Raw genomic sequence first — 18,942 nt, forward strand, 5'->3', positions numbered from 1 at the left:
GCGCGGCTTTCAGGGCAAAACATGCCGGTAATAATCGGTTTCAATGATACGCGCAGCGGCCGTAAATTCAGCGGAGACAGCCTGCCGCATCGCCGTAAGGTACTCCTCATCCGGCTGCTGTCCCTCCGCCCAGAAAGCCTCACCTGTGTTCGCGTTATAGCGCACACGGTCGGTGATAAAGGAGCGGTCCTCAAACAGGATGAAAGGCGGCGCGTCCGAAAAAATATCGCGTCCGGTCATGAGGCGGGAATCGTACGGCAGGCCGAACAGGTTGGAAAGCGTCGGCATGATATCGGCGCTCCAGCACAGCTTATCGACTGTCTGCGGCTCCATGCCGGGCACATAGAGGATCAGCGTCGATTGGTAAAGCTCAAACGCTGGGTCGACCGGATGTCCTAGAAATTCGCTAATCTGCTCGTTGGTCAGTCCGTAGGGATAATGGTCGGGTGCCATGGCGATGACTGTTTTGTCTGCGATCCCGGCCTGCTCGAGCTGCTCGAGTAGATAGGCCATCGCACGGTCAAGCTCGATGTTGCACGCGACATATGCCTTGCACGCGTCCGAATACGGCAGTCCCTGCACCTCGTCCTTATGGCGGGCCGACTGCGTATTGCCATAGAAATTATACTCCATATGGCCGGAAACTGTCATATAATAAATGTGAAACGGTGAATTCCCGACATACTCCGGCATGGTTACCCGCATCATTTCCAGATCGGATTCGGGCCAGACCGCCTCGACGTTGACGCCGCTTCCAAGTCCTTTATAAGTGTAGCCCAAATTGGGATGCGACACCTCGCGGCGGTAATAATCGAACGTATGATTATGGTAAGCGTTGGTCTGATAGCCGCGCTTTTCAAATTGGTTGCCAAGCGCAAACGGCAGCGCGTTTTCGCGCGACTGGTATAGGCTCCACACCCCCGCCTTTGGCACCAGCCCAAGGCAGTTGACATACTCTCCATCGATCGTGGACACATTCCAGATGGGGTTGTAAAAGTTGGTGAACTGGTAGCCTTCGTGCACCATTTTATATAGGGTGGGCGTCAGCGTCTGGTCGACTGCATAGGGCGAAAAGCCCTCAGCGGTCAGGTAGATCAGGTTATAGCCCTGATAAATGCCGGTCATCTCGTTTTGCATGGTCGGCTGGCGGGACGAGAAAAACCGGTGCAGCTCGCGTACGCCCGGGTCGGTCTCGCTTGCGAGCAGCGCGTCAAAGTCAATTGGAAGCGTGTTCGGCGCATAGACCCGTTCTTCAGGCGTTCCCCCGGATGGCTTCTCTTCCTCAGGCGGCAATTCGACCGCTTGTAGCCCCGTGCCCGCCGGGAAGCCGAACAGCGTGCGCTCCGCATCCAGTCGAAAGGCGTTCATCAGACCGAGCTGCTGCGCCGCCTGCTTGATGCTGCCACCGTTATAGTAAAGGTCGTAGGGCGTACCCGCACCCGTCCCGAACGCGGGAACCGCGGAAAGCACCAGCATGTGCCACAGCAGCGCGGTGAACAGCAGCGTAACTCCCCAGCGGGGCGCGCGCGGACGGTAAGTACGCTTTAGTGTGTAGGTCAACAGCAGGATCAGCGGCACGCTTATAAGCGCGCACTGCCACCAGCGGTCGGCAAACGCGGAGAGAATCTGCCGCCAGAAACCCATCACCTGCCCGCCGTTGAGCATGGAATAGACCGGATAGCAGGTCTGGAATACGCGGTAATACACAGCCTGCGATAAGTAAAAAAACCAAAGCGAAGCCGCAGCCACGACCGTCCAAACACGCGCGCCGCGCGGCGGCAGCAGCATGGAAACACCGCACGCAAACAGCGCATAGGCGCCCGCGAATAGCGTGCCGAACAGCAGTCCGGAAAACGCCGGAGAAGCGAGTGTAAAACGAAACACCGCTTCACACCACAGAACACTGAGAAAAAAAGCGCCCCACAGCACATCCCGACGCACATCCACCCCCGGTTTTTGGGGGACATCAATTAATTGCATGGTATCTTTCCTCGACAAAATCACACCGTTTTTTCTATATCCTAACACGAATTTGACTTTTACACAACCAACCATACACAATTTGAAAAAAATGATTGACACGTGGAAAACTTTGTGGTATTCTATTTAGGCAGTTGAATGAATTGTGATATGCGCCAGTAGCTCAGCTGGATAGAGTGTTTGGCTACGAACCAAAAGGTCGGGGGTTCGAATCCCTTCTGGCGTACCAAGATTAAGCCGTTATTTCGAAAGAAATAGCGGCTTTTTCGTACTTTTAAGGCGATTTTGATTCTTTTGAAATTGTGCTTGGTGTTTGTTTGGTGTTTCCAGCGCAGAAAAAGGGCGTACCCTTTCTATTGGGTGCGCCCTATTTTTTGCCTGCTTGCTGATAGGACAGCCCCGGACAATTGTCCAGGGCTGTCGGAGCACCGCGTTGTCGCGGTTGACAATATAGTTAAAATCAAAATTCATGCACATCCAATTAACACCGCGCTGAAGCCAGTCGGCAACGAACTGCTCCCTATATGCGCCAGACACACCAAAAGGCTTGCCGGTTTTCTTAAGAATTTCGCCGATTTTATTACTGCCTTAGTCTCAGGGGGAGGCGGCCGTAAAATGTTATTCCCGGGTGTTCATGCTCATTGCATAGTCGTTGGGGGCAAATGGCAAAACCGAAAATAACGGGCAGCGCCGCAATAGCCTCTAAGTCTGGGACGACATCGACATGCTCAATCTGCGCGATGGTTCAGATGTGTTTGCTTTCGTTTTTGATGTACTCCTCTTTGTCCCACATTGAGTAATTGACCGCGCGGTAATCAGACTAGTGTGCTTTGCCGGTACATCATTTTTCCGCCCTTGATCGTGGCCTGTGGGATGATCAGGCGGCTGCCGCGCAGTTCCTTTTGGTCGCAGTCATAGAACACCGCGTCCTGCTCGGAGATGCGGAAGATTGCCACATCGGCCTCCGAGCCCTCACGAAGCGTCGCAAGCTCCTGTTCAAGCCCCAAATATTGCGCTGGACGCAGGATGGTTCGACTGAAAATATCCTCAAGTGACATACCCATATTCAGGTATTTTGACATAATAAATGGTAGTGAAATGACAGGGTGCTTATAGAAAGAAGACCAGCTAAGATCCGTGCTGATAATATCCGGCAGGAATCCCTGCTCAAGCGCGGGGCGCGCCACGTCGAACGAGAAGTTCCAGCTTCCGTTGCAAGCGTCAAACAGGACGCCGCGCCGCTGCGCTTCCCAAACCTCGGGCTTTATCCCTCCATCTTCCCCGATGATGGTGTTGTTTCGTCCTTGGAACGCGTGGCAGAAAACGTCGCCCGGACGCAACATTCGCGCGATTTCCGCGCAGTCGATCGAAGGGTTGGTGACATGCACGACCACTGGACAGCCCAGCTTTTCGGCCACCTCAATCGCGCCAGCGAGCGGTTCGCTCGTCAGACCGCAGGTGATTTGCTTTGAAGTTCGGATTTTAAGCCCAACAATCTCATCCGGATATTCCTGAAAAAGCGCCTGAAGCTTATCAATGTCAAAAAACCTGGGATCGACGACTTCATCGTATAACGTGCTCATCAGTCCAGTGGACGAGGCGTTAACAAGACTCTTGACGCGCAGCAGCGAATGTGCAACCGTGGTATTATGAAATGCGCGATAGTTACTGACGCCGCAAGTGCCGCCATCAACCGCGGTAGTAACGCCATTCGGAAGCAGGCCGACGTCCCCGTCGATACCATGCTCCGAGCCCTCACGGAACATATGAATATGAAAATCGATCAGTCCCGGCGAAACCAGACAGCCCGCCGCATCCAATACGATTTTGGCGTTTTCCTCGATTTTGGCATCGGTTTTAACAATTTTCCCGTTTTGTATCGCGATGTCCATCCCGCTGCAAGTTCCAAGCAGCGGATCCAGCGCTTGGCCGTTTTTTATAATGATATCCAGCATAATTGCCCTCATTCCTGTTCATTGTACCGTAAAATATCAACGTTCTTAATGGGATGCCTTCTCTACTTCTTCGAGCAGTTTGTCGACCAAATCGTTACCCACAGCTTGGCGAATACTGTCATACACGGTTTCTGCACGTTCCTTAATCGCAGCGCGCAGTGCGTCGTCCGGAACAAGGATGGTCATGCCGTTGTCCTGCACAAACTGCTTTTTCTCCTTAATATTTTTGTCGGAGAGCAGACGGGTGCTGGCAATTGCTTCTGCCGCACACTGGTCAACAAATGCCTTAATATCGTCCGGCAAAGCTTGATACGTTTTATTATTTGCAATCAAAACGGTGGCATGGATTACGTGGTTGGTCTCCACCACATATTTTTGCGCTTCATAGAATTTGTTGCTTACGATAAAGTCATAGGGGTTCTCCTCCGCGTCGATCGTGCCCTGCTGCAAGCCGATATAGACTTCGCCGAAATCCATCGGCGTGGGGTTCGCGCCTAGAGCAGTCCAGTATGCAATGTGATTTTTATTGGTGGTCGTGCGGATTTTGAGGCCCTTGAGGTCGTCGATCGTTTGAATTGGCTTGTTGGAGGTAAGCTGACGGAAGCCGGAATCGACCGTGCCTAAAAGTTTGATACCGCCGGCTTCATATTTTTCACTCATTACGGTATTGAAGTCTCCATCCAAAACCTTTCTGGCGGTTTCCACATCGGGAAACACGTTGGGCATATCGAACACGCCGACTTCCGGAATAAAGTCGATGATACCGGCAGTGATTGTTGTCACAAAGTCGATATTTCCAGCAACCAGCCCTTCCATCATTTCACGGTCGCCGCCAAGCTGGCCGTTTGTATAAATGTTAAACTTGATACGCTCGTCCTTTTCAAGCAGCTCTTTCATTTTCGAGAAAATTGCATAGTTGAGCGTGTCTTCTGGCACATTGCAGGCCGCGGTGAATTCATAGGTAACCGCCGTATTCTTTGCGTCTCCATTGTCAGCAGGCTCAGCCACGTCCGCGTTTTGTGCCGGCGTGCCGCAGGCGGAAAGCAGGATAGCCCCGCAAAGCAGCATACTTGTTAAACTAAATAATTTCTTGGTCTTTTTCATGTTCCGATCTCCTTTTCTTTTCCTATGTTTTAAATAGTTACAACTGCGTTAGGAACAAGCTGATCTGAGGGATGAAAGTAATCATCGCCAGTGCAGCCAAGAACGCCCCAATAAACGGGAGGGCCATACGCGCGATTTGCGTTACCGGAATCTTTGTCATCGAACTGGCCACGTAAAGGTTGATGCCCATTGGCGGCGTTACAAAACCGATTGCGAGATTGACAATCATGAATACGCCGAAATGAATCGGGTTAATGCCGATCGCCTGCATAACCGGCAGCAGGATCGGCGTGAGGATCATGATATTTGGCAGCGCGTCCATAATCATGCCGGCTACCAGCAAAATGAGGTTGACGACCAGCAGGATCACGATTTTGTTAGACAGGACGGAAAGCAGCCCTTCGCTGATTTCCTGCGGGATGCGCAGCATGGTTAAAACACGGCTGAACGCCACAGCGCTGGCAATTACGAACAAAATAGGCCCATAGGTTTTTACGGTTTCCATCAGCAAATTGGGAATATCCTTGAGTGTTATGGTGTTATAAACAAACAGGCTGATAATCAACGCATAAAACACCGAAATTACTGCAGCCTCGGTAGGAGAAGCGATACCACCATAGATGCTTCCCAAAATAATTACCGGTGTAAGCAGTGCCCAAATGCTCTCTTTCAGAAGTGGCAAAAAGCCCTTGCTGCGAATTGCGGCATAGTTTGTTCGAAGTTTTTCCTTGTCTTCTCCGTGTTTACGGCAGTAAAAATAGGTGTAAACCATCAAGCAGGCGCCGATGAGCAGTCCTGGGATCACGCCCGCGATGAATAGCGTGGAAGTAGACACACCAGCCGTAGAGGAAAAGACGATGAAAGGGATGCTAGGCGGAATGATAATGCCCAACCCGCCTGATACGGCGACAAGCGAGGTTGCAAACAATGCGTCATATCCCATTGCCGTCAAAAATGGGATAGCCATCGCGCCGACAGCTGCAGTAGTCGCAGGCCCCGAACCCGAGATCGCGCCATAAAAGAGGCAGGTCACGATGACTGCGCAGGGAAATCCGGCGGTTTTATTGCCAATGAAATAGGCAAAAAAATTGAACAGCTTTTCAGAAACGCCACCGAGCGCCATGATGATGCCGGATAGCATAAACAGTGGCACCGCGAGAAGGGGAAAGCTGTCCAGCGCGCCAACCATGCTTCGCACAGCCGCGTCCAGAGAATAGGGAAAGGCACCGTTCATCAGATTTGGCAGGATCGCTAGCCCGCCAAAAGCGCCGATAACCGGTATTCCTGCTGCAAGAAAAACAGCAAAGATTGCAAAAAACAACCCAGTCGACATGAATTACACCTCCTCCTTTGTATGAAGTTCTGGCGTTCTTCCGAACAGCCATTTTACAAATATTTCAACAATACGGAAAATCGCCAAGAGAAAACCAATCACGGGACCGCAATAAATATAGCCCATGGGAATGTGAAGGGCGGGGCTGGTCTGCCCGCTCGCGATAGCCTGCGTCACAATCAGCAAGGACGCTTTGGTTAGAATAATGAACAGCGCTAGAAGAACCGCCATTCCAATTCCGAAAAACAACTTTTGCAAAAACTGTGGAAGCAATTGTATCAGCGCGTCGATTTTAATAGATAAGCCTTTGCGAATACAATAGCCAATGCTTAAAAAGCCGGACCAAATAAAAGCGTATTTTGAAATTTCTTCGCTCCAAACCAATGAATTGTTGAAAACATAGCGCATAATCACCTGAATCCCCGAGGAACAGGTTAAAATAATCAGAAGTATAATTAACAGCGCTTCTTCCAGATGCTCGTCTAACCATTTGACGATTCTCAATATTGTTCCCTCCTTCTAAAAAACCGTTCGGCAGCGCTGAGTACTTGGGCTTTTACAAGCCGCCGCTCTGCCCCTCCTTTCCGCTCGACACATGCGATGCATCCAGTCAATTTGACCTGGGTTTTATTCGATTTTCGGTCTTTTCCTGCTACCTGCGCAAACAATATGCCTACTTGTGTGCAATGTCGAGAATTTTCTTTGTTAACAAGAGAGGTTTTCATTTTTTGTCCACTATTGACAAGAAACGTTCTGTAATTGGCCAAGCGCGTGTTTTTTTCGTTGCATTGAGATATGTTTTGTTTGAAACGTTTGTTGCATCTGACGTTTCATCCACATCGAAAATTTAATAGTCACCACAGATCTGCCTCACGAAATTTGACAGGCATTAGGCACGTGCAATCCCCTCGCGCACGCGAGGGGTGGGTAATAGGAAAGCCCCGGACGATTGTCCGGGGCTTTAGTCTTATTGGTTTTTGTCTCGCAGATAGGCTCAAATGAAGTCGACAGGTATTGTCAGAAAGATAAACGAACTAGGCTACATTGTCTTACCGATTGAGCCGCGCCGCACACTCGACATTGAAGTGATAGACTCACTAGAAATCATCGTGGTCGCACAGCTTGAAAGGCTGTACGTCTTTTCAATTCAGTCTTACTGAGCTGTCAGCACACGGATCCCGCGTTCGTCAAATAGACCGGCCCATGTGCTATCTACTGGCAGTTCAGTTACGACTGCTTGTACCAAATCAAAATCAGCCAGCTTGGGAAATCCTAACTTTTCAAACTTCGAACTGTCGCATAGAAGAATCACTTCTTTAGCCGAAGTGAACATCGCTTTTTTGATATTGGCTTCGGACTCCACTGCGTCAAAAATTCCAAAATTTTTGGATATACCACAGCAGGAGAAAAACATTTTATCCGCATAAAACCCATCGCGGATCAGCGCCTCCGCCGTCTCGCCCACATAGGATAAGTTGCTTTTACGCAACTCGCCTCCCGTACAAATCACTCGGATTCCTACCTCGTCGCACAGCGTCGATACAACGCGCTCGGCGTTCGTAATAACAGTAAGCCCGCGCCGACCTCTGAGATGCTTGGCGACGAACAGCGAGGTCGTGCTCGCGTCGATGAACACTGTCTCCCCATCGCACACCATCTCCGCAGCGCACGCACCGATCCGCTCCTTAATCTCGGCGTTAATTACCTCCCGTTCAGCAAACCTTACCGTCTTTTCCTGGGTAGGTTCGCTGAGGACAGCGCCGCCATAGGTCCGTTGCAGGCATCCCTGTTCCTCGAGCGTTTCCAAGTCCTTGCGAACCGTGCCGGGTGATACGCCGAAGTGTCTGCAAAGTTCAACGCAGGTCACACCCTTTCGCTCTTTGACGATATTCGCAATCTGCTGTCTACGTTCTGCCGGAAGTGTCATAGCCTCGCCGCCTTTGTCGAATTTTGTCGTTTTTTGTGCATTTCAGTTGTTTGCCGGCACATTTTCTTTCCCTATCAACATCTTACTGAACTTGTCAGATAAATACAAGAGATTCTTTCCAAATGCACATATAATTTCTATTTCCACTCCCGCTTGCCACTGAAAACGTTTGAGCCTATCCGTTCACTTGGCCGCCAGCCGGCGTGCCCGTGCTTCCATCTGGGCGCGGACCACGTCAATTAGGACCGCAAAGATGATAACAAACCCGATGACGATATACTGGATATCCGATTGAGCGTTGAGCAGCGTCAGGCCGTTGCGCAGGATGGCAATGGTGAGCGCACCGATCATTGTGCCGACCATCGTCCCCTTGCCGCCCATAAAGGACGCGCCGCCGATAATACAGGACGCGATCGCGTCCGTATCATAGGGCTGGAGCGCGTTCGCGCCGTTGGCCACGCCTGTTCGGCCGACCAGCACGATACCGGCCACCGCGCACATAAATCCGGAGAGTGTGTAGCAGAAAGTCAGAACATTGGCTGAATTAATGCCGGACATGCGCGCCGCGTCCGGGTTGCCGCCGACACAGTAGATGGCGCGGCCAAGCGACGTGTGCGTCAGGAAAATATGCATCACGACATAGATCAGGATAACGACCAGGAAGCAGATCGGAAAGCCTCCAATGACCGGAACGCTTTTAGGCAGCGTCGCCGACCCCAGCCATGTGACCCCATCTGGAAATCCCGAGACCATTTTGGAATCGACGATCAAAAGTGCGAAGCCGCACAGCACATTTTTCATACCGAGTGTGGAAACAAACGGGTGCGGCAGGTGCAGACGGGTCAGCAACGTGCCGTTAATCCAGCCGATCAACGTGCCGAAGCCCAGCCCGGCGGCCAGCAGCAGCACCGGATTTGTAATGCCATGTTTAAGCATCATGCCCATCACACAGCCAACCGTAATGGCATTTGCACCGACCGAAAGGTCAATGCCGGCGGTGATCAGGCACATCAGCATACCAACGCAGATCAGCGCGTTGCTTGTCGTTTGCTTGAGCACGGCCATCAGATTGCTTTGCTTCAGGAAATTCGGCGTCGCAAAGGCGAGGATTACGCACAGGATAAACAGTGCGATCAGCGTGCCAAGCTTGGACACCACGTCCTTGACAGTAATTTTATTCTCATTCGTCATCTAAGCTTCCTCCCCATGCGGCTTTCATCAGCGATTCTTGGTTAAAGTGCCTGCTGCCACGGTCGACCGTGGCCATTACGTGCCCCTCGCGCATGACCACCACCCGGTCGCTCATACCGAGGATTTCCGGCATCTCGGACGATACCATAATCACGCATTTCCCCTGTTTGACCAGGTCATTCATTACGTGATAGACCTCGACCTTCGCGCCGACGTCGATACCGCGCGTAGGCTCGTCAAATATGTAGACCTCGGCGTCAGTGTTAATCCATTTGCCGATAACTACTTTTTGCTGGTTGCCGCCGGAGAGCTGCCCGACGATCTCATTGATGGACGGTGTTTTGATCCGCAGCGCTGAAACGTTCTTTTCGCCGCTCTGACGAATCCGTTTTTCATCCAAAAAGCAGCCTTTGCTGCAAAAACCTCGCATATTTGCCAAGATCAGGTTGGTGCGCACCGGTTGCGCGAGAACAAGCCCCTGTCCCTTGCGGTCCTCGGTGAGAAATGCAATGCCCGACCGGATCGCCTGCCGCGGACTCTTGAGATGCACCGGCTTGCCGTCGATCCAGATCTGCCCTTCGTCCAAGGGATCGGCGCCGAAAATTGCACGCATGGTCTCGGTGCGCCCCGCGCCAACCAGCCCCGCGAATCCCAATATCTGTCCGCGGTACGCCTCAAACGATACGTCGCGGATAACGCCGTATTCGGTCAAGTGCTCGGCTTTCAGCGCGCACGCGCCCTTTTCACACACCACCTTGGGATACATGTTGTCAAGCGAGCGGCCGACCATGGCAGTGATGAGCGTATCGTTGGTCCAGTTGCCGATATCGTCGGTCGCAATATGTTCGCCGTCGCGCATGACGGTCACGCGGTCGCAAAGCAAAAACAGCTCCTCCAGCTTGTGCGACACGAATAGAATGGCTATGCCGCGGTTTTTCAGGTCGCGGCAGGTCTTCATGAGCTGGTCAACCTCCTTTTCCCCGAGCGAGGAGGTCGGTTCATCCATCACAATGAGCTTGGCGTCGATTAGTACCGCTTTCGCGATTTCTATCATTTGCTGCACGCCCATGCCAAACGTGCCTGCGGGCTTGTTGACATCCAAATCCTGCCCGAGAAAATGCATGATCTCGCGGGCTTTCTGCTTCATGGAGCGGTAATCCAAGAAACAGCCCTTGCTTTTCACATGGTTGTTGATGAAAATATTGTCCGTCACGCTCAGCAGCTTGACGATGTTCAGCTCCTGATACACGCAGGCGATGCCCGCCGCCTTGGATTGGTTGGGATTGCTGAATTTGCACTCCTTCCCATCCACGAAGATCTGCCCTTCGTCTGCACGATGCACGCCGGTGAGCGCTTTGATGAGCGTCGACTTGCCCGCGCCGTTTTCCCCGATCAGGCCGTGTATCTCGCCGGGCTTTATCTGGAGCGACATATCGCGCAAAGCAACGACGCCGGGAAATCGCTTGGTCATATTCTTGATTTCAACTACATACTCACTCATTTCGGTCTCCTTCACGCTCCAGAAAAGCTGTTCATGACACTGCCCCGCACAACGTTAAGGTCATGCAGGGCAGGCTGGTTCATGGGTTGCGCAGCATACCCCATATCCGGATTTTTTACTTGGTATAGCTCTTCAGCAGCGCAAGACGTTCAGCGGCATTTTCCGGACTGACGATCGAAGCGCCGGTGTCGATGAACTCATCCAGCTTTTCGCCCTTAACCGCGCGTAGCAACGCTTCGACTGAGGTAAAGCCCATGCCGTACGGGTCCTGTGCAACGGACAGCGTCTCGCGGCCGTCCAGAATAGCCTCACACGCGGACTGGATGCCGTCAAAACCGACAAACACGGTCTTCTCAAACGCTGCGTTGCCCTTGGTGACACGGTTGGCCGCGATCGCGTAGTCGTCGCCGCTGACCAGCACCGCCCCCACGCCGTCCGGGTAGTTCTGCATGACCGACTCCATAATGGCCGCGGCCTTGTTGGGGTCGGAATCACAATACTGCACGGCTACGATCTCGCCGCCCGCGTCTTCAAAGCCCTTCTTGTAGCCGGCCAGACGGGTTTCGGTCGTCGTGTCGCCCTGCACGCCCATGATGCACACCGCGGTCATCGGCAGCCCGGCTTCCTTGCACGCTTCGGCCGCCGCCTTGCCGCCGACCTCGCCGGCCGGCTCGTTGCCGGTGCCGACAAAGGACAGGCACTTGGGCGAATCGATCTTGGTATCGACCGACACGACCGGCACGTCCACGTCCGCAATCATGGTCGAAACCATGTCTGCCTGTAGCGGCGCGATGACAAAGCCGTCGTACTCGCCCGAACTGATCTTGGTTTCAATCATGCTGATCTGCTCGTCATAAGAGGTCTCGCTCGCCGCGCCAATGACCTCCACATCGATACCGAGCTCCTGACCGGCCGCCTCGGCGCCCGCGCCGATGTAGCCCCAATACTCCGTGGCCAGTGTTTTCAGAATCACGCAAAGCTTGTAGTCATCCTTGGGAGCGGGCTCGTTCGTGCCCGGATCGGCGGCCGCGCCCGGATCGGGCTCTGCCGGCGCGTCCGGTTCCCCATTTGAGCAGCCTGCGCCCAGCCCCATCATCATCAGTGCCAAAAACAATGCCAATGCCTTTTTCATCCTCTTTTGCTCCTTTCTGTCTTTGCGGTTTTATCTAAAAGAAAAGTGGTCACTCTCCTCTTAGTCTGCCGTGTTATTGCTGTTCTTTGTCGTTTTGCTATAACTTCTTTGAGTCTTTCTGTTTTATATTGTGATTATATCCAAAGATTGCACATTCCGAAAGGAAAATCTTGCGCTGTTCCACTGCCTTTTGCCTGCCCTTTCTCCCCTGTTTGTCTTTTCTTGTGCATTTTCCCGCGCGCACCCGGAAACAGAAAAGCGTCCGGGATAAAACCGGACGCTTTTCCGTGCGCCATTTTGCACGGCGCGGGAAGAGAGAAGAGAAAGAGAGAGGTTATCTATCAGGGCTATGTGCCACCCGTGACAATCAGCCCACGGCCGTGCCGCGCTTTTCGCGGAACGCGCGCCCCATCGCATCGGCGGCCAGAATAGCGTCGTACACAATGTCCGCATCGACCGCGATGTTGGTGTTATAGATGCTTTCGCCGTATTCTGTGGCCTTTTCCGCCACCGCGCGGAGCTCCGTGGGCACGATCTCGCGCACGCCCATATCGGCCAGCGTGATCGGCAGGCCGATATCGTCGCAGAGCGACAACACGTTCTCCAGCTCGCTGTCGTCTGCGTTTTCGAGCGCCAGTTCGGCCAGCGTACCAAACGCCACCTTTTCCCCGTGCATACAGTGGCAGGACGGGTGCCAGGTCAGGCCGTCGTGAATGGCGTGTGCGGCGCTCTTGCCGCCGCTTTCAAAGCCCACGCCCGACAACAGCGTGTTCGCCTCGATGATATTTTCGACCGCAAGCGTGCACAGGCCATTTTGCACTGCCTGCACCGCCTTGCGGCCGTCGCGCAGCAGGATATCGTAGCACAGCCGCGCCATGCTGGCCGCGGTGAGCGACACCTTGCCGCCCGCGACCGTGTCCCCGTTTGCCAGCACACAGCGGCGCGATTCGATATAGGTCGCGAGCGCGTCCCCGATGCCCGCCGCGAGCAGGCGCGCGGGCGCGCGGCTGATGATGCCCGTGTCCATTACCACCAGGTCGGGGTTCCGGCGAAGCTTGAGGCGGCTTTCGAGTTGGCCTTTTTCATTGTAGATGACTGCAAGCGCCGAGCACGGCGCGTCTGAGGACGCCGCCGTCGGCACGACCGCGACCGGCACGTCGGCGTAATAGGCCGCGGCCTTGGCCGTGTCGAGCGTCTTGCCGCCGCCGATGCCGAGCACCGCGTCACAGTGGTTTTCTCCGATCAGGCGTTCCACGCGTCGAATCTCGCTCATGCAGCATTCGACACCGCCCTCGACCAGCACGAGCTGCCCGTCGTCCAGCCCGCGGCGCAGCGCGCCCACAACCTCGTCCATGCACGCCTGTCCGATCGTCGGGTTGACGACCGCAAGATATCGCGTGCCAAATGCCGCGAGGTGAATGCCGATCTCCTCGAGCGCCCTTCTGCCCTGCACGTATTTACCGGGAAAGATGCTGACGTTTGCCATGTTTTTGCCTCCAGACGGTCCGGTTACCAGCCCGCGTTCAGCGCCTTGAAGCGCTCGTTGAACGTGGGCTTGATGTAGGGGTTGCCCGGCAGGTTGCGGATGCACCAGATGCTGTACTGCCAGTAGCCCGGCGCGCAGACGCAGGGGTGGTCGCAGTTTTCGGTGATCTTGACCGCCGTGTTGTTCGTGGTCAGATAGGCCTGATCGCCGACGTTGGCGATCCCGAAGCCGTTTTCCGGATAATATTTGAAGAAAAACACCTCGGGCTGCGGGTGGTAGTGGTTGGGATAGCCGCCCCACCGCCCGGGCTTCAGGATGACCTCGCCCAGCACCAGATTGGAGTCCGGGCAGGTGTCCTGGCTGATGATATCGCGCACGATGCGCTCGGTGCTGCCCTCGAGCGTGTCCGCGCCGCGTCGCACGTCCTTTGCGTCCGCAGGCGTCAGCATCCGGCAGGGCAGCGCGTTTTCGTTTTCGGTCTGGTGCACGGACAGCTCGCTGTGGTCAGCGTGCCCCTCGATGCGCACCCGAACGCCCGCCGGCACGTGCAGGCAGTATGGCCCACAGTCACGCCACAGGCCACGCGAGACGCGCTCCCTGCGACCCTCCCAGCAAAACGTCACGTCGCCGCAGATTAGTAGGAACGCTCGCTCGAACGGCTGCGCGTTTTCGTAAACCGTTTTGCCCGCGAGCGCGAGAAAGCCAAATTCCATTTGCAGCTCATCGTCGCCCAAGGACGGTCCGGCAACCGTGTTGTAGCCCGGCCGAAACGGGGTGATGTTGTATTTTTTCATAGCGGGCTCCTCCGCTCCAATAAGACGTTACGGCAGCAGGTATTTTTCATTTTCGGGCACCCAGATGCCGGGCAGCCAAGTATGCTGCATCTCGAACAGCGGAATATAGGGGTTGTCGCGGTCGTCACGGATGCACCAGATGTAATATAGGTTATAGCCCGGCGCGCCGACGCATGGATGCACTTCGTTCGGATAGATAGTGACGGTTTCATCCTCTTCGAGGTAAATCGCATCATCGCCCAGCCGCTGCAGGCCAAAGCCGTTTGTCGGATAGAACTTGAAATAATAAATCTCGGGCTGTGGGTGGTAGTGGTTGGGATAGCCTGACCAGCGGCCCGGCGCGTGCACATCCTCGCCCAGCACGAAGTTAGAATCCGGATTGATTGAACGGTCGATGATCGTGCGCCAGACGCGCTGCGCGGTGTCGTCGTTGACATTCTTGCCGCGCACCTTGGTCACCACGTCGAGCGGGGTATAGAGCTTGGAGGGGAATGTGCGGTCGTTGTCGGTCGCGTGGCAGGCGATCTGCACAGTATCCGACCGTCCGGTGATCTTGATGGGCACGCCCGCTGGCACGCTCAGGCACCACGGCTGCTCGTCGCGCCACATGCCGCGCGCGGCGCGCACGCAGTTGCCCTCCCACTCAAAATCGACCGTGCCGCCGATCAGCAGATAGGCGCGCTCCTTGTCATCGCTGTTTTCATAGGTTAAACCTTGATTCATCATCAGGATGCCGAAATCCATTAGCATTTCCGGGTATTTGTCCGGATTATCCATCTCGACGATGCTGTTATAGCCCTTGTGATACGGGCGTGTGCCGGGTACTTTCATAGCTGAAACCTTCTTTCCGCAGTTCTAAAATTAAAAGCCTAGCTTTTCGTGCAGGAATTTGCGCGCGTTCATCGTATAGGTGAGCGGATGCGCCTTGCTCGGGTCCTGCTCGGCCTCGACGACGATCCAGCCCTCAAAATTATGCTTGTCAAGGATGCCGATGAACGTGTCCCAGTCGACCGCGTCACCGTCGCCCGGCGTGGTGAACATGCCGGCGGTCACGCCCTTGAGGAAGCTCATGTTTTCGTCCTTGACGCGCTGCATAACCGCTTTCCGGCCGTCCTTGACGTGCACCAGCGGGATGCGGCTGATATATTTCTCCAGCAGCGCGCACGGGTCTTCGCCCGCGGCAGCCGTATGGCCTGCATCCAGAATCAGGTGGACGAGCGCGGGATCGGTGCTGTCCATCACGCGCGCAATATCTTCGGCAGTCTGCACACCTGTTCCCATGTGTGGATGGATGCCGAACTTGATACCTTTTTCGTTTGCAAGTTTGCCACATTCGTTCAAACCCTCGGCAAGCGCGGCAAACTGCGCGTCCGACAGCTTTGGAGGTGCGGGATAGAGCGGCACGTCGCCAGACAGGTGAATGGTCACGCCGCATTCGCCCGCGCCGATAACCGGCGCGCCCATCGCGGCCATGAAATTCAAATGCTGTTTGAACCGATCTACGGTCTCCTGCATCGGGCGCTGGGTGAAGCGCATCGAGAACCAGGCGTTGGCAAGCTTGAGGCCGCGCAGGTCAAGCTCATACTTTAGGAGTTTTGGATCGGCCGGATAGGCGCTGCCGAGCTCCAGCCCCTCATAGCCGCCGAGGGCGATCTCGCTCGCGGTCTGCTGCCAGGTAATGTCGCCCGCAAGCTCGGGCTCGTCGTCGCTCATCCATGAGATCGGCGAACAGCCGATGTGTACTTTTTTCGGGTCCAGCATAGTTGTATCTCCTTTTTTCAATACTGGCGCACAAGCTTCAAATGCTCGTCAATATCGCGCCGTGCCTCGCGCACGCTTTCCTTGTCCGACACCTCGGCCAGCCCTACGCGCCACCAGCTTTCATAGCGCGGCAACCATGTGAACGGCTCGACCTTGACGTCGATCAGCGTGGTCACGTCCTCGCGCTTTGCTTTTTCGAGCGCATCCAAAAATTCGTCCATCGTCCGGGCGGTATAGCCCTTTGCGCCGTAGCCGCGCGCGATCATGGCGAAATCGACCGGCACCTTGTCCTCAACCCAGCCCTTGGGGCTTTCATTGCGATAGCGGAAGTCCGTGCCGAACGAATCGATGCCGTTCGAGGTCTGAAGCTCGTGGATGCACTGGTGTCCCATATTGTCGAGCACAATAATAGTAATCTTTTTGTGCTCCTGCAGGCTGGTATGGATATCTGAATGCGCCATGAAGAACACGCCGTCGCCCAAAAGGGCATACACCGGACGGTCGGGCTCGGCAATCTTCGCGCCCAGCGCGCCCGAAATTTCATAGCCCATGCACGAATAGCCATATTCCAGATGATACGTATGCGGCCCCTTGACTTTCCACGCCTTTTGCAGTTCGCCTGGCAGGCTGCCCGATGCCGCGACTACGACCGCGTCGTCCTCGATCTCGCGGTTGAGTGCGGCGAGCACCTCGGTTTCGCGCAGGCCCTTCGGATCGCGAAGCGACTCTTGCGCCGCGGTCTCCTCCAGCCAACTTTGCTTTTCCTTTTTGTATTCGTCCACATAACCCGAGCACCAGTTAAGCTGCCGCAGCGCCGCCGTAATCTGCTCGAGCGCCTTTTTCGCGTCCGCTTCGACCGAAAGGCCGTCCATCTTGAACGAGTCAAATCGATTTAGATTGATCGACACAAGCGCCGCGTCCTCGCGGAACCCGCCCTTGGAGCAGGTGATAAAATCGTTCAGGCGCGCGCCGATGGACAGCACCAGATCGGCGTTCTGGATCATGCGATTGGCCGCGGCATTGCCGGTCGTACCGCCGCCGCCCATGTTGTAGGACTTATCCCACGGCACCAGCCCTTTACCCGCCGCGGTCTCGGCCATCGGTACGCGGAACTCCTCGCAAAAGTGCATGAGCGCGTCCGCCGCGTCCGAATAGCCCACGCCGCCGCCACAAATGACGACAGGCCGGCGCTTGGATGAGATTAGCGGCACCAGCTTTTCAAGCACCTCGTCGGCCACCGGGCGGCGCGCGACCGTCCAGACCCGCTTCTGGAAGAAGTATTCCGGGAAATCATAGGCCTCGCCCTGCACGTCCTGCGGCAGCGCGATGCAGCACGCGCCGGTCTCGGCCGGGTCGGTCAGCACGCGAAACGCGTTAATGCACGCGGTCATGAGCTGCTCGGGGCGGTCGACGCGGTCCCAGTATTTGCAGACCGCCTTGAACGCGTCGTTGGTCGTCACCGTATAGTTGCCCGCGGTCTCCACCTGCTGCAAGACCGGATCGGGCTGGCGGGTAGCGTACACATCGCTCGGCAGATAGAGCGCGGGGATACGGTTGACCGTCGCGGTCGCCGCCGCGGTCACCATATTGGCCGCGCCCGGACCGATGGACGAGGTACACGCAAAAATCTTCATGCGGTTATTCTGTTTGGCGTAGCCGGTCGCGATATGCGACATATCCTGCTCGTTTTTGCCGCCGATGAACGCGAAATCCGGGTTGTCGTAGTTTGCGAGCGCTTCGCCCAGGCCAAGCACGTTGCCGTGCCCGAAAATTCCGATTACGCCGGTGACAAACTTGTTTTCCTTTCCGTCACGCTCAATATACTGCTGGTCGAGAAAGCGCACCAGCGCTTGGCCGACGGTCAGCCGAATGGTTTTCATGAATCATCCCGTCCTTTCACCCGATCAAGCCCTTGCAGCCCAGCATCACCATCTTCTTTTCGGCCTCCTCGCGCACCATCTGGAGCGGCTTTGCAAACAGCTCGGTGCGGTCGAACGCCTTGGGGTTCTTTTCAAACTCGGCGCGCAGCGTGTTGCCGAACGCCATGCGCAGCGCCGTGCCGATGTTAACCTTGCACACGTGCGTCGGCAGCAGCTTTTTCATGTCCGCGTCCTTGATGCCGGTAGAGCCATGCAGCACAAGCGGCACATCGGTCTCCTTTTCAATCTGGGATAGCAGGTCGAAATCGATTACCGCATCCTGCGTTTCCATACGATGCACGTTGCCGACTGAAACCGCCAGCCAGTCCACATGGGTCTCTCTGGCAAAGCGCCCAGCCTCCTTAGGATCGGTCATGGCGGACTTATAATCCTTGCCGCCTGCGCCGTCCGAATAGCCGACCGCGCCGATCTCGGCCTCGACCGCGACGCCCAGCCCGTGTGCCAGCTCGACCACGCGCCGTGTCTGCGCAATGTTTTCCTCAAGCGGGAGCTGCGAGCCGTCGAACATGACTGAGTCGAAACCCGCTTTGCATGCCCGCTCAATCACATTAATGTCGGTCGTATGATCAAGGTGCGCGCACACCGGCACCGACGCGTGCCGGACCAGCATATTGAGCGTGTCCGCCCAGACCTCGATTGGGTATAGGCCGACCGCCAGTTTGTTGACCATCAGCATGACGGGCGCGCCGATCTTTTCCGCCGCGCGGACGATCTCATATGCGTCGTCGAGCGAAAAAACGTTAAATCCGGCAAATACGTGCTTCTCATGCACGGCCTTACCCATCAAGTCGGTAAAAAAGGGTTGAAATTTATTTTTAGGTAATGTAAGCATGGTGTT

General features: G+C 55.1%; 15 protein-coding genes, 1 tRNA gene and 1 pseudogene. 2 read left to right on the top strand and 15 right to left on the bottom strand.

The genetic code is table 11. The features are described from left to right. Nucleotides 1–9: 9 nt before the first annotated feature. Entirely contained in the window at nucleotides 10–1,980 is a 1,971-nt protein-coding gene (locus SO058_RS04305; protein WP_320841765.1) for an LTA synthase family protein, read from the bottom strand. A 152-nt stretch (nucleotides 1,981–2,132) separates the two neighbouring features. On the opposite strand from SO058_RS04305, the gene SO058_RS04310 reads away from it, so the two are divergent. Next, a tRNA-Arg gene (locus SO058_RS04310) sits at nucleotides 2,133–2,209 on the top strand. Between the two features lie 586 nt (nucleotides 2,210–2,795). Here the strand turns inward: SO058_RS04310 and SO058_RS04315 are convergent. From SO058_RS04315 to SO058_RS04330, 4 genes are read right to left on the bottom strand one after another with little or no spacing between them, the layout of a single operon-like run. Further along, nucleotides 2,796–3,935 carry a restriction endonuclease gene (locus SO058_RS04315; RefSeq protein WP_320841766.1) on the bottom strand — a complete coding sequence of 380 codons (1,140 nt, stop codon included), beginning with the start codon at nucleotides 3,933–3,935 and terminating at the stop codon, nucleotides 2,796–2,798. Between the two features lie 45 nt (nucleotides 3,936–3,980). Further along, entirely contained in the window at nucleotides 3,981–5,039 is a 1,059-nt protein-coding gene (locus SO058_RS04320; RefSeq protein ID WP_320841767.1) for a TRAP transporter substrate-binding protein, read from the bottom strand. A gap of 37 nt (nucleotides 5,040–5,076) precedes the next feature. Further along, nucleotides 5,077–6,372: a TRAP transporter large permease gene (locus tag SO058_RS04325; protein ID WP_320841768.1), complete on the bottom strand. Its 1,296-nt coding sequence runs from the start codon at nucleotides 6,370–6,372 to the stop codon at nucleotides 5,077–5,079. 3 nt (nucleotides 6,373–6,375) lie between these two features. After that, the gene (locus tag SO058_RS04330) at nucleotides 6,376–6,876 is read right to left on the bottom strand and encodes a TRAP transporter small permease (protein ID WP_320841769.1); all 501 of its coding nucleotides are present in this window, start codon (nucleotides 6,874–6,876) and stop codon (nucleotides 6,376–6,378) included. A gap of 494 nt (nucleotides 6,877–7,370) precedes the next feature. Here SO058_RS04330 and SO058_RS04335 point away from each other — a divergent pair. Next, nucleotides 7,371–7,484: pseudogene (locus tag SO058_RS04335) on the top strand (AbrB/MazE/SpoVT family DNA-binding domain-containing protein); the annotation flags it as partial. Between the two features lie 41 nt (nucleotides 7,485–7,525). Here the strand turns inward: SO058_RS04335 and SO058_RS04340 are convergent. From SO058_RS04340 to SO058_RS04385, 10 genes are all read right to left on the bottom strand, one after another. Continuing rightward, nucleotides 7,526–8,299, bottom strand: coding sequence for a DeoR/GlpR family DNA-binding transcription regulator (locus tag SO058_RS04340; protein ID WP_320841770.1), 774 nt, complete (start codon nucleotides 8,297–8,299; stop codon nucleotides 7,526–7,528). Nucleotides 8,300–8,482: 183 nt separating this feature from the next. Continuing rightward, complete coding sequence (locus tag SO058_RS04345; protein ID WP_320841771.1) at nucleotides 8,483–9,490, bottom strand: ABC transporter permease; 1,008 nt, start codon at nucleotides 9,488–9,490, stop codon at nucleotides 8,483–8,485. Then, entirely contained in the window at nucleotides 9,480–10,991 is a 1,512-nt protein-coding gene (locus SO058_RS04350; RefSeq protein ID WP_320841772.1) for a sugar ABC transporter ATP-binding protein, read from the bottom strand. The genes SO058_RS04345 and SO058_RS04350 overlap by 11 nt, the downstream gene beginning before the upstream one ends. Before the next feature lie 115 nt (nucleotides 10,992–11,106). After that, on the bottom strand, nucleotides 11,107–12,123 hold the full coding sequence (locus tag SO058_RS04355; protein WP_320841773.1) for a sugar ABC transporter substrate-binding protein: 1,017 nt from the start codon (nucleotides 12,121–12,123) through the stop codon (nucleotides 11,107–11,109). A 367-nt stretch (nucleotides 12,124–12,490) separates the two neighbouring features. Then, complete coding sequence (locus SO058_RS04360) at nucleotides 12,491–13,609, bottom strand: glycerol dehydrogenase (RefSeq protein WP_320841774.1); 1,119 nt, start codon at nucleotides 13,607–13,609, stop codon at nucleotides 12,491–12,493. Nucleotides 13,610–13,632: 23 nt separating this feature from the next. Then, nucleotides 13,633–14,403 (bottom strand): 5-deoxy-glucuronate isomerase, encoded by a 771-nt coding sequence (locus SO058_RS04365; RefSeq protein ID WP_320841775.1) that lies wholly within the window; start codon nucleotides 14,401–14,403, stop codon nucleotides 13,633–13,635. A gap of 27 nt (nucleotides 14,404–14,430) precedes the next feature. Next, nucleotides 14,431–15,234, bottom strand: coding sequence for a 5-deoxy-glucuronate isomerase (locus SO058_RS04370; RefSeq protein WP_320841776.1), 804 nt, complete (start codon nucleotides 15,232–15,234; stop codon nucleotides 14,431–14,433). 30 nt (nucleotides 15,235–15,264) lie between these two features. Beyond that, entirely contained in the window at nucleotides 15,265–16,164 is a 900-nt protein-coding gene (iolE, locus tag SO058_RS04375; RefSeq protein WP_320841777.1) for a myo-inosose-2 dehydratase, read from the bottom strand. Nucleotides 16,165–16,181: 17 nt separating this feature from the next. Further along, nucleotides 16,182–18,044 (bottom strand): 3D-(3,5/4)-trihydroxycyclohexane-1,2-dione acylhydrolase (decyclizing), encoded by a 1,863-nt coding sequence (iolD, locus tag SO058_RS04380; RefSeq protein ID WP_320841778.1) that lies wholly within the window; start codon nucleotides 18,042–18,044, stop codon nucleotides 16,182–16,184. A gap of 16 nt (nucleotides 18,045–18,060) precedes the next feature. Continuing rightward, nucleotides 18,061–18,936, bottom strand: coding sequence for a class II fructose-bisphosphate aldolase (locus tag SO058_RS04385; protein ID WP_320841779.1), 876 nt, complete (start codon nucleotides 18,934–18,936; stop codon nucleotides 18,061–18,063). Nucleotides 18,937–18,942 lie beyond the last annotated feature (6 nt).

The sequence above is a fragment of the Agathobaculum sp. genome (assembly GCF_034098985.1).
GTDB lineage: Bacteria > Bacillota > Clostridia > Oscillospirales > Butyricicoccaceae > Agathobaculum.

What these genes read in the sequence shown, in the direction of transcription:
- SO058_RS04305 (WP_320841765.1), bottom strand. Translation starts at nt 1,980, where the DNA reads ATGCAATTAATTGATGTCCCCCAAAAACCGGGGGTGGATGTGCGTCGG.
- SO058_RS04315 (WP_320841766.1), bottom strand. Translation starts at nt 3,935, where the DNA reads ATGCTGGATATCATTATAAAAAACGGCCAAGCGCTGGATCCGCTGCTT.
- SO058_RS04320 (WP_320841767.1), bottom strand. Translation starts at nt 5,039, where the DNA reads ATGAAAAAGACCAAGAAATTATTTAGTTTAACAAGTATGCTGCTTTGC.
- SO058_RS04325 (WP_320841768.1), bottom strand. Translation starts at nt 6,372, where the DNA reads ATGTCGACTGGGTTGTTTTTTGCAATCTTTGCTGTTTTTCTTGCAGCA.
- SO058_RS04340 (WP_320841770.1), bottom strand. Translation starts at nt 8,299, where the DNA reads ATGACACTTCCGGCAGAACGTAGACAGCAGATTGCGAATATCGTCAAA.
- SO058_RS04345 (WP_320841771.1), bottom strand. Translation starts at nt 9,490, where the DNA reads ATGACGAATGAGAATAAAATTACTGTCAAGGACGTGGTGTCCAAGCTT.
- SO058_RS04350 (WP_320841772.1), bottom strand. Translation starts at nt 10,991, where the DNA reads ATGAGTGAGTATGTAGTTGAAATCAAGAATATGACCAAGCGATTTCCC.
- SO058_RS04355 (WP_320841773.1), bottom strand. Translation starts at nt 12,123, where the DNA reads ATGAAAAAGGCATTGGCATTGTTTTTGGCACTGATGATGATGGGGCTG.
- SO058_RS04360 (WP_320841774.1), bottom strand. Translation starts at nt 13,609, where the DNA reads ATGGCAAACGTCAGCATCTTTCCCGGTAAATACGTGCAGGGCAGAAGG.
- SO058_RS04365 (WP_320841775.1), bottom strand. Translation starts at nt 14,403, where the DNA reads ATGAAAAAATACAACATCACCCCGTTTCGGCCGGGCTACAACACGGTT.
- SO058_RS04370 (WP_320841776.1), bottom strand. Translation starts at nt 15,234, where the DNA reads ATGAAAGTACCCGGCACACGCCCGTATCACAAGGGCTATAACAGCATC.
- iolE (WP_320841777.1), bottom strand. Translation starts at nt 16,164, where the DNA reads ATGCTGGACCCGAAAAAAGTACACATCGGCTGTTCGCCGATCTCATGG.
- iolD (WP_320841778.1), bottom strand. Translation starts at nt 18,044, where the DNA reads ATGAAAACCATTCGGCTGACCGTCGGCCAAGCGCTGGTGCGCTTTCTC.
- SO058_RS04385 (WP_320841779.1), bottom strand. Translation starts at nt 18,936, where the DNA reads ATGCTTACATTACCTAAAAATAAATTTCAACCCTTTTTTACCGACTTG.